The organism is Virgibacillus salinus, from assembly GCF_900102415.1.
In the GTDB taxonomy this organism is placed as follows: Bacteria; Bacillota; Bacilli; order Bacillales; family Amphibacillaceae; genus Lentibacillus; species Lentibacillus subterraneus.
In genome coordinates this window covers 42,218-56,953 of the sequence record NZ_FNKD01000002.1, presented here as the reverse complement: position 1 = coordinate 56,953, position 14,736 = coordinate 42,218, and the positions used below count along the sequence as shown (strand labels likewise).

The 14,736-nt window shown below is 35.4% G+C and carries 14 protein-coding genes; 2 read left to right on the top strand and 12 right to left on the bottom strand.

Annotation, left to right across the window (positions count from 1 at the left end; genetic code table 11):
• Nucleotides 1-10 precede the first annotated feature (10 nt).
• The 4 genes from BLS02_RS07055 to BLS02_RS07040 all read right to left on the bottom strand — a co-directional run bounded on the left by BLS02_RS07055 (nucleotide 11) and on the right by BLS02_RS07040 (nucleotide 2,834).
• Nucleotides 11-997 carry a class I SAM-dependent methyltransferase gene (locus BLS02_RS07055; protein WP_092492306.1) on the bottom strand — a complete coding sequence of 329 codons (987 nt, stop codon included), beginning with the start codon at nucleotides 995-997 and terminating at the stop codon, nucleotides 11-13.
• A gap of 119 nt (nucleotides 998-1,116) precedes the next feature.
• The gene (gene tpx, locus BLS02_RS07050) at nucleotides 1,117-1,617 is read right to left on the bottom strand and encodes a thiol peroxidase (protein WP_092492305.1); all 501 of its coding nucleotides are present in this window, start codon (nucleotides 1,615-1,617) and stop codon (nucleotides 1,117-1,119) included.
• A gap of 91 nt (nucleotides 1,618-1,708) precedes the next feature.
• The gene (ytfJ, locus tag BLS02_RS07045; RefSeq protein WP_092492304.1) at nucleotides 1,709-2,239 is read right to left on the bottom strand and encodes a GerW family sporulation protein; all 531 of its coding nucleotides are present in this window, start codon (nucleotides 2,237-2,239) and stop codon (nucleotides 1,709-1,711) included.
• A gap of 22 nt (nucleotides 2,240-2,261) precedes the next feature.
• Nucleotides 2,262-2,834, bottom strand: coding sequence for a DUF2953 domain-containing protein (locus tag BLS02_RS07040; protein WP_175559456.1), 573 nt, complete (start codon nucleotides 2,832-2,834; stop codon nucleotides 2,262-2,264).
• 137 nt (nucleotides 2,835-2,971) lie between these two features.
• Between BLS02_RS07040 and BLS02_RS07035 the strand changes: the two genes are divergently transcribed.
• Nucleotides 2,972-3,769: an NAD kinase gene (locus BLS02_RS07035; protein WP_092492302.1), complete on the top strand. Its 798-nt coding sequence runs from the start codon at nucleotides 2,972-2,974 to the stop codon at nucleotides 3,767-3,769.
• 267 nt (nucleotides 3,770-4,036) lie between these two features.
• Here BLS02_RS07035 and BLS02_RS07030 read toward each other — a convergent pair whose 3' ends face one another.
• From BLS02_RS07030 to refZ, 7 genes are all read right to left on the bottom strand, one after another.
• A complete protein-coding gene (locus tag BLS02_RS07030) occupies nucleotides 4,037-5,632 on the bottom strand; it encodes an amidohydrolase (protein ID WP_092492301.1) in 1,596 nt (531 codons plus the stop codon).
• A gap of 176 nt (nucleotides 5,633-5,808) precedes the next feature.
• Nucleotides 5,809-6,012 (bottom strand): alpha/beta-type small acid-soluble spore protein, encoded by a 204-nt coding sequence (locus BLS02_RS07025; RefSeq protein WP_092492300.1) that lies wholly within the window; start codon nucleotides 6,010-6,012, stop codon nucleotides 5,809-5,811.
• A 422-nt stretch (nucleotides 6,013-6,434) separates the two neighbouring features.
• Complete coding sequence (gene thiI, locus BLS02_RS07020; protein ID WP_092492299.1) at nucleotides 6,435-7,637, bottom strand: tRNA uracil 4-sulfurtransferase ThiI; 1,203 nt, start codon at nucleotides 7,635-7,637, stop codon at nucleotides 6,435-6,437.
• 6 nt (nucleotides 7,638-7,643) lie between these two features.
• On the bottom strand, nucleotides 7,644-8,783 hold the full coding sequence (locus tag BLS02_RS07015) for a cysteine desulfurase family protein (protein ID WP_092492298.1): 1,140 nt from the start codon (nucleotides 8,781-8,783) through the stop codon (nucleotides 7,644-7,646).
• 275 nt (nucleotides 8,784-9,058) lie between these two features.
• Complete coding sequence (locus BLS02_RS07010; RefSeq protein WP_139180778.1) at nucleotides 9,059-9,298, bottom strand: hypothetical protein; 240 nt, start codon at nucleotides 9,296-9,298, stop codon at nucleotides 9,059-9,061.
• A gap of 76 nt (nucleotides 9,299-9,374) precedes the next feature.
• The gene (gene ezrA, locus BLS02_RS07005) at nucleotides 9,375-11,066 is read right to left on the bottom strand and encodes a septation ring formation regulator EzrA (RefSeq protein WP_092492296.1); all 1,692 of its coding nucleotides are present in this window, start codon (nucleotides 11,064-11,066) and stop codon (nucleotides 9,375-9,377) included.
• Between the two features lie 337 nt (nucleotides 11,067-11,403).
• Nucleotides 11,404-12,015 (bottom strand): forespore capture DNA-binding protein RefZ, encoded by a 612-nt coding sequence (gene refZ / locus BLS02_RS07000; protein WP_092492295.1) that lies wholly within the window; start codon nucleotides 12,013-12,015, stop codon nucleotides 11,404-11,406.
• A 115-nt stretch (nucleotides 12,016-12,130) separates the two neighbouring features.
• On the opposite strand from refZ, the gene BLS02_RS06995 reads away from it, so the two are divergent.
• Nucleotides 12,131-12,613 carry a GAF domain-containing protein gene (locus tag BLS02_RS06995; RefSeq protein ID WP_092492294.1) on the top strand — a complete coding sequence of 161 codons (483 nt, stop codon included), beginning with the start codon at nucleotides 12,131-12,133 and terminating at the stop codon, nucleotides 12,611-12,613.
• A 40-nt stretch (nucleotides 12,614-12,653) separates the two neighbouring features.
• Here BLS02_RS06995 and BLS02_RS06990 read toward each other — a convergent pair whose 3' ends face one another.
• Nucleotides 12,654-14,537: a sensor domain-containing diguanylate cyclase gene (locus tag BLS02_RS06990; protein ID WP_092492293.1), complete on the bottom strand. Its 1,884-nt coding sequence runs from the start codon at nucleotides 14,535-14,537 to the stop codon at nucleotides 12,654-12,656.
• Between the last annotated feature and the right edge of the window lie 199 nt (nucleotides 14,538-14,736).

Here is a 14,736-nt window from a genome sequence, read left to right as displayed (position 1 = left end):
CCTATTATAGCTAATTTTTTATATTTGCCGAAAACCATGTATTCATTTGCCCTAAGATATCATTCATCGCTGTTGTATCTTTAAATGAAGGAAGCTTAACTAACAATGGCTGTTTTGGAGCTGTGGTACCTTTACCTTTCTTCTGTAGAATAAGTATACTCTTTATATTCTTCTCTGACTTAAACATACTTTCCGGAAGCCTCAAAACCCCTATAATATGCGCGTATTCCTGAATATAGGCATGCAGTTTATCCGATTGATCGCTGTCAAATAGGAAGTCGGGGATTACAAAAATGGAATAACCGCCCTCTTTCGTATAATTCATGCTTTGTTCAATAAATAAATGATGGGAATATGAATGACCTTCATCCGCTTTTAGCTCAAAGTCATTGGCACGTACATCATCTGGATAATAGCCGACAGGTAAATCAGCCACAATTAAGTCAACTGGGTCCATCAGGAATGGTGTTAAACTATCCTGATGAAAAAACTCAACTTCTTTCTTTTGTAAATTTGCGTTCAATACTGCAAGTTTAATTAACGTAGGATCAACTTCACTAGCAAAAGTTTCTTCCGTGTTTTCTAAATGCCCTAATACAGTTGTTAAAAGATTACCTGTTCCGCTAGCAGGATCAAATACACGTAACTTTTCTTTTCCGTTTGTTACCTTTTCTGCTAAATAACCTACAAATAGCGCTACTGTTTCTGGTGTCATTAAATGCTGCTGCTGAGTTGTCCCCTTCATGCCTTTTAAAATTGCCAATTGTACAGCTTTACGTACTTCTTCTGTTTGATATTCAGATATATCAATATCCTTTATTATCGTTTGCAGCTTATGTTTTAAAACATCATCTGTTTCCTCGGAAACATACTCGTGGAAAAACACTTCCAATGTCATGGCTAGACTATCCAAATATGTTTCGTTTACATGCTGTTGTACCGTTTCAGTAGCATTATCTATCTTTTCAAATAAAACTTCGACATTCATTTTTTCCATATTCAATAAGTCCTCCGTTCGATCCATCTATCTAAAGCATTTCTAGTGTAACAAATGATCTATGTATATGTACAAAAATCTCCCCTGTTATCGAGTAACAGGAGAGTGTAAATTCAATATTATTTTGCTTTTTTAGCTTCTTCCAACGCTTTATCATAATCGGGATGATTCGTTACCTCGCTTACATATTCTGCATATGTAACTGTGTTAGCTGAATCAACCACGAAAATCGATCTTGATAATAACCGTAATTCCTTGATTAATACACCATAATTTTCACCAAAGTTTGCGTCGCGATGGTCGGATAACATTTCAAGTTCATTAACTTTATTCACTTCACGCCAGCGAGCCTGAGCAAACGGCAGGTCCATACTAATGGTTAATACTTGCACGTTACCTATATCTTCTGCTTCCTTATTAAACCTCTGTGTCTGTTCAGAACATACTCCAGTATCAATAGAAGGTACGACACTAATTAATTTCACTTTATCTTTATAATCATCCAACTTAACTTCTTTAAGATCATTGGACAACACAGTAAAATTTGGTGCTTGATCACCTACTAAAATTTCATTGCCTAAAAGTGTGACAGGATCCTGATTAAATGTAACGTTAGCCATATGAATCATTCCTCCTAAGAATTTTATCCTTACACACTCCATTATGAATTTTTTGCCATTTAATGTCCACTATTTTAATCGAGCAGAACCTTTATATATCATATCTTGTTTGATCTTCTGATTGCTGCTGATCCTGTTGCCGCTGACCATCTTGCTGATTTGAATTCTGCTTGTCTGACTGTTGCTGATCTCGTCCAGATTTTTGTTTATTTTTAGGGGACTGAGCTGACTCTTTTAAAATTTGCTGGATTTTCTCAACTGCCTTTGGAGCAAAATCAAGCATCTTCTCATAAATATGCGTGTTCTCATCCAAGTGAACCATCTTAATCCCTTTTGGACTAACAATTAAAAATGCAACTGGTGTAATGGATACACCTCCGCCACTACCTCCTCCAAATGGTAATGAGCCTCCACTACTTGAATCACTTTTACTTTGTCCTGATCCACCTGTACTGAATTCACTTCCACCTGCAGCAAAACCAAATCCTACTTTTGAGACCGGTATAATTACACTGCCGTCAGGGGATTCAACGGGGTCTCCTATAATCGTATTTACCTCTATCATATCTTTTAAATTTTCCATAGCCGTTGTCATTAAACCTTGAATGGGATGTTCCTCCATGATAATTCCTCCTTTAGTCAGCTTAAATAATCGCTTCTTTTTTTGCTGGATATTTACGTATCACTTTAAGAATTCCGTATATAGCTTGCCCTATCCTTATTGATACAATGCAATCGAATTTTGATTCTATATATTTTTGATTAAATAGCGGAACAACAGTAATAACTGGATCACATTTTAGATTACTCTTTGCATAGATCAACCCTAATATTAATCCTTTGGTCCCCCAAATTCCCCCAGACACCATACCGGCCGCACTTGCTTCTCCTGTTCCAAAATGAGTGTTCCAAGATAGCTTGTGAAAATTAATTCGGTTAAGTAAGATAGTAACCACATCATTTAAATCTTTCATCCTTTGAAGCAAATTATTACTATAACTATGTAATAATTTTAGTATTTCTCGTATTGATTTTTCCTCATTGGATTCCTCAGAAGATAGGTCGATTAATTTATTCATTAATCTTATTCGATAAAAATAAACAGCTATTAAAGCAGTTTGTTTTTCCTGATTTAGTATCACCGTACTAATAACCTTTATTTTTGAGAATAAAGTTAAAATAATGACTAACATTAAAGCAATCAACAGCATCATCATAAATACCTCACCCCATATCATTTATTTTGCTACAAATTCACTGTTTTACTCATACACTTTCAATGTGTTAGGAAAATTAAAATATAAATGATATTCTTGAACAAGAAATAAGTTCAAACTGGAGGTAATGATAAACAATGCCAAATCGAAAAAATATTTATTTCTTTCATCAGAAAAATAATCTTGAAAATAAATTGCAGCCACTGATTGAGCTAGCACAAAAAAACAATTTCACCATTGTAGATGATCATAAACAAGCTAACGTAATTATAAGTATTGGCGGTGATGGTGCATTTTTGCAAGCTGTTCGAAAGACGGGATTCAGACAGGATTGCCTGTATACAGGAATAACACAATCTAATGAGTCTGGATTATATTGTGATTTTAATATGGATAACTTTGACGAAATGTTGCATTCAATGGTTAATGAGGAGATGGAGGTTCGTCGTTTTCCAGTCATAAACATACAGGTTAATGGAGAAACTTCATTTAATTGTTTAAATGAGGTTAGTATTCGTTCTACCATCATCAAAACAATTGTGGTTGATGTTCATATTGACGACATGCACTTTGAAACATTTAGAGGTGATGGATTAATTGTCGCTACACCTACAGGCAGTACTGGCTACAATAAATCAACACTGGGAGCCGTAATTGATCCAAAAATTCCATGTTTTCAAGTATCAGAACTCGCTTCCCTTAATAACAATCGCTATCGTACACTAGGATCCTCCTTTGTATTAAGTAAGGACCGAAAGCTTACATTAGACATCATACAAGATGGAAACGATTATCCTGTTATCGGATTCGATAATGAGGCCTACTCCATTCGAAACATAAAGGATTTAACGGTGACCTTAAGTGATAAAGTAATTAAAACGGTAAAACTAAAGAACAACTCATACTGGGATAGAGTCAAACGTACATTTTTATAGAGACAAAGATTAAGCGCTGTTCATCGCCGAATGGAGTGTGCGATAAAGGAAACAAGAAAGCCCAAGTGGTTTTAAGAATGTGGCATGGTTAGGGAATCCATTAAACGCCAGGGCCTAAGCTAAACATGACTGACATTCTTGACTGCTAAAAAAATCCTTACCGCCTATTAAGACGGTAAGGATTAGTGAGTCAAATGTTGGCACTCTTTATAAAATAATTTCCCTAACAAGTATAACTTTATCTGTAAAAAGGTCGAACTATCAGCATTATACTGTGGCATCATAAACTATATCACCATCAACGACTGTCATTGCCACCTCTATTTCATTAATATTTTCTGAATCAACTTGAAAGATATCTTCTTCCAAAATGGTAAAATCCGCAGTATATCCAACAAGAATCAATCCACGTTTATCTTCCTGTGTAATCGCGCTTGCACTTCCTACTGTATACAACCGAACGGATTCAAATAAAGATAACTGTTCTTCCGGCTGGTACACTTCACCATCATAATAAGATTTTCGTAACACTGCAGCTTGAATACCTTGTAATGGATTTGCATCTTCGATTGGAGCATCTGAACTTCCGGCACAAAGTACACCACTTTCCAGCATTGTTTTCCAGGCATATGCTAACTTAATTCTATCCTTGCCTAATCTATCAACGGCCCAGGGAAAATCAGATGAAACAAATGTTGGTTGAATATCAACAGCCACTGGTAAGTCCTGAAGCATTTTCAAGGAAAATTCATTTAAAATTTGACCGTGAATTATCCGATCGCGTGCTCCATTTTGAAGTGGATATTTTTTTATTAATTTTGTTATTTCATCCACGGCTTTATCTCCAATTGCATGAACAGCTATCGGAAGACCATGCTCTCTTGCGGATTGAATAATTTTTTCTAAGTATTCAGAGTTATGAATTGCCACACCATAATTACCTGGGTCATCCTTATATACTTGGGTCAACCACGCTGTTCGTCCTCCGAGAGCTCCATCTGCAAAAATCTTCACAGCACCAAGTTCAATGTATTCTGCTCCGTCCAAGTATCCTAAATTCTCTTTTATCATATCTTCCATAACTTCATGGTGAACAAGTAGATGTGCCTTGAATTTTATATTGGTTCCGTTAATTGCATTTAAAAAGGCTTTATATGTTTTTAAAAAACCACCATAATAGTAAAGATCTTCACTGTGACCTCCTACTAAACCTTTTGAAAGCAAATCATCCACAGCTATTTTTATAATTTGCTGCAAATATTTCTGTGATACATCGGGCATTGCCTGTTTAATCAATTCTTGTGCAGTATCCAGAAACAAGCCAGTAGTATCACCATTTTCATCTCTAACGATGATTCCCCCTTGAGGATCTGGTGTTTGATCATTTATGTAAGACATGTCCATGGCTTTTGAATTAGCTAAAAGCGCATGTCTGCATACACGTGTCAACATCATTGGATTATTTGGACAAACTTCGTCCAGCTCTCTTTTAGAAATCATTTCTGGGTTATCCCATTGATTTTCATTCCAGCCTTCTCCAACTAGCCATTCCCCTTCTGATAAATTAGCAGTACGGTTAAGAAGTGCTTCTTTTACTTCTTCTGGAGACTTCATTTGTGACAAGTCTAAATGCAGTAACTTTTCACCATGTCCTATTATATGCATATGACTGTCTACAAAACCTGGCAACATCGTTTTCCCTTTCAGATTAACTTCGTTGTCAATTTTGTCATAGAAATCATGATATAATCTCTCATAAGTACCAACAGCTTTTATAATTCCATCCTCTGTATAGACCGCTTCAACAGCATCGCCTTCGTTTTCCATAGTATAAACTGAACCACCAAACCAAAGTCTTCCCATATAAAATACTCCCATCAACAAAATTTCTACTCTTCTATGAGCACTTTACCTACTTAAAGCAGAAAAATCAAGAAAGAAAAATGAGGAAAATTAGTCAAGCTTAATGGTAAAGCATTAATACTACTTAAAAGGGCTACCCTAAAAGGATAGCCCTAGCCATTATTATTATATTGTTGTTATTGTGACATTCCGCCAAATTGTTGTTCAGCAGACTGAACAAGACGTTTTGTGATTTCTCCACCAACAGACCCGTTGGAGCGAGAAGTTGAATCAGGACCTAGTTGAACACCAAATTCCTGAGCGATCTCAGTCTTCATTTGGTCTAATGCTTGTTGTGCACCAGGTATTACTAATTGGTTTGAACTATTGTTGCTAGCCATGTTCATCACCTCCTTGATACTTCTATATTGTGTAGCAAGAAGGATTTTTAAACTGGTAGTTGTTGTTAGTTAAGATAAATTTTATAAAGTCTCTTTTCGTAAGTTTTGTTGTTTTCAATTCTCGCAGTTAATATAAACTGTGACATAGATTCGATTAATATCATTTACTGAGGCTCTCTAACCACGCAGTTGGAATATACTCGCCTTCACCACTCCGGGTACAAAGGCGACAACTGCTCAAGCTGAAGATCCCGCAGGAAGCGATTTTTGCTTCCGAGGAAGCTGAAGCGTTGCCCGCGGAAAGCGAAGTGTATTTCCGCAGCGGCGTCATAGAAAATCAGATAATTTTTCCACATTACGTTATAGTTTATAGAAACTACGCATGGTTTCATAATATAGCAACTATCTTTAGAAAACAGCCTTTATAAAAGGTCTTCAAATTCCTTTTTCGTATCTGATTGATTAGTTAATTTAACAACTTCGATGCCACTTATTGTCTCTTCAATTAATGCAGAAAAGTCTTCCTGTGACTCAAACATATTCACTTTCTCTCTAGCAGGTTTCGTCTTTGGTGACTTTGGAACAAAAATAGTACAGCAATCCTCATAAGGACGTATTGAAATATCATACGTATTAATTTTTCTGGAAATATTAATAATATCATTCTTATCCATTGCAACTAATGGTCTAATAACTGGATAGTTGGTTACTTCATTAATTGCATTCATACTTTCCATTGTTTGACTTGCTACCTGACCAAGACTTTCGCCAGTTGTCATCGATAATATAGACTCATTCCTGCACACCTGTTCACTGATACGTAACATCATTCGACGCATAATTGTCATTGCATAGCCGTCAGGCATTTCCCGAAAAATGTGCTGCTGTAATTTAGTAAATGGAACAACGTGAACTTTGATTGAATGTCCATATTCTGTCAGTTTCTCTGCTAAGTCCATCACTTTCTGTTTCGAACGTTCACTCGTGAATGGTGGTGAATGAAAATGAATAGCCTCTAGTTGAACACCACGTTTCATGGCAAGGTATCCCGAAACAGGGCTGTCGATTCCACCTGACAAAAGCAACAAGGACTTACCTGATGTGCCCACCGGTAATCCGCCGAGCCCTGGAATTATACTGGATGTTATATAGGTTGCTTCTGTCCTGATTTCAACTTTGATTTCCAGATCTGGCTTGTGAACATCAACCGTATAGCCCGTTGTATTGGATAAAAGATGCCCACCCAATACCTGGTTCATATCCTGTGAACGAACAGGAAAGTTCTTATCAATCCGCTTTACGGAAACTTTAAACGAATTGACATTTTCACTATTATTTAGTGCCCACAATGCTGCTTGTTTAATTTCCTCTTCATCGTTATGAACCTTAACTGCTAGACTAAGGCTTTGAATTCCAAAAACTTCACTACACCTTTGCATAACAGGGTCAGGTTCATGCCCATTTAATAAGACAAACATTCTGCCTTGTGTACGTTTTACTTTTACCTCGGGAAAGGCCTTTAACTTTCTGCGAATATTGCTTTGCAGTTGAACGATAAACTTCTTTCTATTTTTACCCTTAAGAGCCATTTCTCCGTATCGTATTAAAATATGATCATATTGCATAGTTATCTACTCCATTACTGCTTTTAGTTGATTTACTGCTTCCTCTAACGCTTTTAAAAACGTATTTATTTCGCTTTCCGTTGTATCATAGGACATGCTGATACGAAGTGCAGATGTGGAACGATCCGCGCCATACCCGCAAGCTGCTAAGATTTTACTTTCGTCTGCCTGTTTGGAAGAACAAGCCGATTTGGTTGAAATATATATTTGTTTCTCACCGAGCATATGAATAATCACTTCAGGCTTTAATCCTGGTACAGAAATGTTCATAATGTGTGGTGCTGCCTCTTCTGGCGTATTGATTACCACACCTTCCATTTTAGCAAGGTGGTTCCGGAGAAACTCCTGAAGCTGATACATGTCCTTAACTTCTGTCTTTTCCCGTTCTTTTATTAACCTTAATGCTTTTACAATTGATACAGCGCCAGCAAGGTTTTCGGTCCCAGAGCGAAGAGAACGTTCCTGATTGCCACCATGTAGCAACGGATACATCGTTGTCTTTTTATTCACGTATAAAATACCAGTTCCTTTTAACCCATGGAGTTTATGCCCTGAAATGGCACATAAATCAATTCCACTGTTTGTGAGTTCTAAAGGTATTTTTCCCATTCCCTGAACATTATCTACATGAAAAAATATCTTTGGGTACTGCTTGAGAATTTCTCCAATTTTCTTAATTGGCTGAATCGATCCCAGCTCATTATTAACATGCATCATGCTAACTAGAATCGTATCATTCCTAATCGAATTCGTTAAATCCTCTATAGAGATTACACCATTTTTATCTACTGGTAAATAAGTTATTGTAAATCCTAAATCCTCCAGACTGTTGCATGCCTCATAAACAGATGGATGCTCAATTTCAGTCGTAATAATGTGCTTACCACGGCCCTGGTGTTTTAATGCAATACCCTTTATCGCAAGGTTGTTCCCCTCCGTTCCTCCAGAAGTAAAAATAACTTCATCTTGGTGAACGTTTAGCAACTGTGATGCCTGCTCCTTCGATTTTTTTAATAATTTTTCAGCTTCACCGCCAAGCTGATGAATGCTCGATGGATTGGCAAAAAATCGCTCAGTTGCTTGATAAAAACTATTAAGAACAGACGAGGCGGGTTTCGTCGTTGCGCTGTTATCTAGATAAATCATGCTTAATTCTCCTTAGATTTAATAAGTGAAAGCAAGCTTTAGAAAACTTGGCAATCGTTAAAGAGTACCCCTTATATTTTGGAGTGTTAGCCTTAATGGCGAGTTACTTAACTGCACTTATGCATTAAAAAAAGTGTTTATATATTCTTATCTGCCATTAGAAAAACTTGGCTTTCACCAAGTTTTAAAAGTGAAAACCAAAGTTTCACTTATACCCCTAATATTTCTTCTGTTGAAAGTGTTAAAGTTATCTTTCCCATAAATAGCCCTTACAATTATTTTATATCCAACATCTCTAATAAAAGATTAATTGATACTTTATTACTGTCATTGGAAAGCTTAACACTTCCAAGTTTCGGTGATGGATACTCCTTTTGGTTTTTCATTGCATACACTTTTTCAGTATTGTCTTTCATTTTAGTAAACGACGCTATTTGACTTTTCTTGACTATAACATTGCTCGACGTTACATGCTCTTTTACAGTAATCTGGCTATCCTGTGTCGTGAAAAACATAAATATAACAAAACACCAAACACATATTGTACTAGTACCCAGGAGCAGTAAAATCCCTTTATAGCCTTTATGCATATTAATTAGCTGCCTTTTGGTACTCTTCTATACGTTTTAATGCACCAGGCTCGATCTCTTCTACAGCTTTAGCTGCCTGTTCGATGGCGAGGTCATATTCATAGGAACGAAATAGGCGCTCAGATTCAGACAGTTTAGCAGCAAGAATTGGATATTGACTTCGGTATCTATTCGCGTATTGGATAACTTGTTCTGTCAAAAAAGCCTGGTCCAACATCATTTCTGTTTGTTCTGTTACATGATCAACCGCAGTTTTTGCATCTGATAATGCATGTTGAACTTCTGTGATATCCAATGGCTGCTTATCTAATAAATTAAGTACTCGTGCACTCTTTTCAGATGCTTCCTCCATTATATTCCAAATAAATCCTGGAACTCCTGGAATATTACTTTTATTCAACCTGCGATTAATACGGTATAATTCGTTTTTCATATCAGTTAATTTCTCTTTTGCTTCCAATTCATCTTTCCTTAAATTTTGTATATGCTTCTTAAATTCGTCATGTTTCTGCTGTAAACCATCAATTTGCTGAAATCCATTCTCCAACTTAACACGCAACTCAGAATGTGTACTGTTTTCACTTTCAATGTCATTTGAAAGCTCTTCAAGCTGATTTTTTAATTTTAAAATAGACTTTTCCAATGACAAATACTTTTCCATATCACTGTCTTCAAAGTAATAGGTTTTCTTTAACGTTTCCACTTCTTCTTTTGTTGTAAGAAAATTCTCCTCTAAACTATCCAATGCTTCCTGATAACTTGGCACCTTAGTCTCAACATAATTCTTAGCGATGGCTTCCTTTTCAAGTAATTGGTACATTTCCGCTATTCTTTCTTCTACTTCTTCTATTACGACGCCAGCCTCGTAAGTATCTCCTTTTTCAAGGGTGTTTACACAATCCAGCAAACGGCGTTGATAGTTATGTACTTCTTTCTCAAACCCAAGATGTTCAATACGGTAACCGTCTTCCTTCATATCTCTTAATCCTTTAAATAATTCGTCCAATTGGGCTGGTAAGTCATGTTTGCAGGTTTTATATATTGTTGGAAATGCATCAATTTGTGTTTGAAGTACCTCCAACTTTTGCTTGAGATCTTCAACAAGCTGATGTGCTTCAGAATAATCACCTGATCCAACTAGGTCGTTATATTGATTAAGTTGTTCGTCAAGTTCATCAATCTCCACATCAAAACGGACTTCCGCTTTACCATATTGGTAACGATTTTGTGAAAGCTTTTTACGCAAGGATTTAATATCAGGCTGTATTTGTTCGATTTCTTTTCGGCTTGATTCTTCAGACTCCATCAGTTCATTCAGTTCCTCAAGCATTTTTTTGATATCTTCTTCAATTGATTGTAATGTCTGCTCTACTTTTCGCAGTGTTTTTTTAGCGGTGGAAAACCGGTATCGATCTGCTGCTTCTTCGGCATCAAATAAATATTCTTCAATATCTGGCAGTTCTTTAGTTACGATATACTCCCACCGTTCTTTCCACGATTCAAATTTCTCCTGAGTTTCGCCAGACAAATTTAAACTTTTAATACGCCCAAGCTGTGATGCGATATTCCGATTCATAATATCCATTTTCCATGCTTCCAATCGGTCAACAACATCATATACCCGTTTTCGTAAAATAAGTCCCACAATTATTAGTGCAATAATTACTAGAATAGTTCCTATGATATAAGCCATAAATTGCCTCCTAACTGCATTCCTGAATAAGAGGATAGTCTTTCGTTGAATTCTCTTGAAGAACAGGTATTAATAATTTCATTTTTGAAAAATTGGCTTATCGTTAAAGGGATTCTTAAAAAGCGCTAAGTGTTTTCTTAGAGCCCCTTATGCAGTTAAATATACTTCATAACTGCCAAAAAGTGTATAATTATCTCATTATTATACTTATGATACCATGTAATTAACATTTTTGGCTAAAAAATTACAAATAAATTAAGGATTTGACAAATTTTATTAACAAAAATAAAAAATGGCGCTAAATAATTGCCATTTATGCATATTTTTAAGATTACTATTAGTTATTTTGCGTGACAACGTAATCTAACCAATTCTCAATTGTTCGAATATAATTTTTAGCAAATTGGTTGTGAGAATCTGTCCCAACCACCTGGTTTTTCCATTCATTCTGCAATATGTAAGGGGTAATTAACATACCTTTCAGTTGCATTAATAAAAATTGACTATCCAAATTATTCTTTTTCTGTTTTGGAAAAATAGCATAAAACGAGTTACTTATAAAATAATTTTCTTTTGCAAGATATGTAACAGTCATTTCACGAACAAATACAGAATCCAGTGATAACTCACGATGAATAAAACATGAGAATTGATGGTTACTCTGTTTGTAATGTATAATGGCTTCAATCATTTTTTTCAAGCGTTCCAATGGGGAAATGGATTCATTATTCAACATAGCAGTCTCAATCGCTTTTAAATAGGCTTCATAATATTGTGTAACAGCGTGCTCTAGAAGACCCTGTTTACTCTTAAAATAGTAGCTGATCAATGAAACATTGACAGTTGCTTTATCTGCAATGTCTCTTACAGACGTTCCATGAAAGCCATTTTGAAAAAATAATATAGAAGCTGCATCAACAACTTTTTGTTTAGTTGGATTTTTTTTCATCAGTTTTCAACTCCTTACATCTCTTTTACGACAAAGTGAGGATTTATCCTGCAATTTTTTCTCGACAAAACTTATGTGATTTGTCGAAATATACAAAGTCGAAAGGAAAATAAATATGTTTCAAGCAACTTCTTATTCTGGAAATAAAGCTAAAGATTACGAATTATTACTAAAACAACTAACCGCTTTGTCTGAGGGTGAACAAGATGATATTGCTATCTTATCGAATGCATCATCATTATTAAACCAATTTCTTGTTGAAGTAAACTGGGTCGGATTTTATTTATGGAAAGAAGATGAATTAGTACTTGGACCATTTCAAGGATTACCCGCTTGTATTCGAATTGCTTTCGGTAAGGGTGTTTGTGGCACCGCAATAAAAGAACGAAAAACCCAAAGAGTAGCAGATGTTATGACTTTTCCAGGTCATATTGCCTGTGACAGTGCTAGCAAATCTGAAATAGTCGTACCATTAATTGTAAATAATGAAGTTTATGGTGTTCTCGATATTGATAGTCCGATTAAGAACCGATTTGATGAAACAGATCAAATCTACATCGAAAAGTTTGCGGAAATACTAGAAGATATTATCAGGTGAAAATTAAAGTGGCTGAACCATTCTGTCAGTCACTTTAGTTTTATAAATTGGAATGCTTCTTTAATTCCTTTTCCTTTACAACGCAGTTTTTCCCAATCTCTTTCGCTTCATATAATGCTTTATCTGCACGAATGAACACATCACTTACAGAGTCCAACTCCTTATCAATCCATGATGATACCCCACAGGATAGCGTGATTTTAGGTTCGGTGAAGCTTTCAACTTGCGTCCGAATTTGGCCAGCCAGTGCCACACCATCATCAATACTGGCGTTAGGCAAATAAATAGCTAATTCCTCTCCGCCCCATCGTGCTGGGATGTCCTCTTGCCCCAGTTGTGTTCTGATAATTTTTGCAACTTGAACTATTACCTCATCACCAATGTAGTGCCCATAAGTATCATTTATTTTTTTGAAATCATCAATATCAAATAAAATCAACGTTCCTTTTTCATCTAATTGCATATGTGCTTTTAAAGTTTCGTCAAGATGATTCCGTGAATATAACTTTGTAAGATAATCAGTAATAACTGATTCTTCCAATTTATCCTTTAAAATAGAATTCGTCAGTGCTAGGGTAGAATGCTGAACAAGGGATTGCATTAACTTGTAGCTTTCAAAGGAAAAAAAGTACTTTTCCTCATGCATAATTAAAACCGCTCCATGAACATTACCGGAATGTATCATAGGGATTGCCATAATAGAACAGTATGGAAGGTTCTTTTTGGAATTACCACTAAACATTGGATCAGTATTCACCTGCATCTGACTTAGTATGTCTTCAGCAAATATTTGACCCTGTTTTGTTGCAAAATAACTCGTGCTGCCTGACAAAATATCAAATCCATTATCAGACTTATCATTAATATAAATAAAGCCCACCTGCGTGGCACGACACGCTTCTATTATTTGCATTCTTACAATTGAAATGATTTCGGTAAGCTTTAAATTAGAATTAAGTTTATGAGTAGCTTCGTTTATTAATTTCAAATCGGATACGAGATGTTTAGAATGCTGGTAAAGTGTTACATTCTCGATTGCCGCACCTGCTGTATTTGCAAATTGGGTTATGAAATCAATTTCATCCTCTGTGAAATCAACAGCATGAGGTGTAATAATTTGCAATACACCATAAACTCCTTGCTTTCCTCTTAAAGGAGCGTAAATACTCGTATTTTTATCCTTTACACGGTCTTCAAGTTGTACTTCCCCGGTAAGAAATGCCTGCGTGCTTACCCGCTTCGTGGCAGCATCACTATACTCAATTGTTTTAATTGGCAGAGAGCTTTCGGCTTCATAATCCTGGGATAATAATAAATAATACGTAAACGTTGGATAGAGTTTATACAAACATTGAACAATGTCTTTCAAGATATCTCCTTTAATATTCATGGAATATAAACGTGTAGACATATCAAATAAAAATTTACTTTTACTTACACTTTTCTCACTTAATTTATAATAATTCACTAGCTTTAATAATTGTTCTGTTTCCCGTTTAACTAACTCAACACTATTACTAGATAGATGTTCTACATCTTTCGGGTAGGAAAGAAACATAAAACCAGACGAACCAAATTTCGGAAATAGTGGTATAATTACAGAATTAAAATTAAGTAATTCACTTTTCTCCCTAAGAATTGATTTTCCATCTGAAATATCAGATTCCAAAAGTTGTTGATTAATATCATTAAAGTCTACTAGACTCTTCATGAACATACCTGTCTCTTTAGAACTTGTTTTAATTTCATACTTTTTATTCCATTTATTGTATATATATATTACTGAATGAGTCGTGTTCAAAATAGCTGTTAAGTGGTTCGTGACTACTGATAAAAGTTCGTCATATGAAAAATGTGCAATATCAGAGATCAATTCAAAGTATGTACTTCTAATTCTCTCTTTTAAATTATGTTGAGTTATCATCTATATTATCACCCATCTTATCGATCTTAAGATTTAACTATTCCTTTATTATATCGAAACAATTATCAATTTCCTATACAGTTTTAAGAAAAAAGCTGTTTTCTAAAAGATTGTTGCCTTTCCTTAACAATTAGTTGGTATAAACTGCGCCACTGGAGCAATGTTTTTTTCCGGAGTGGTTGTCATGGAACTTATATTT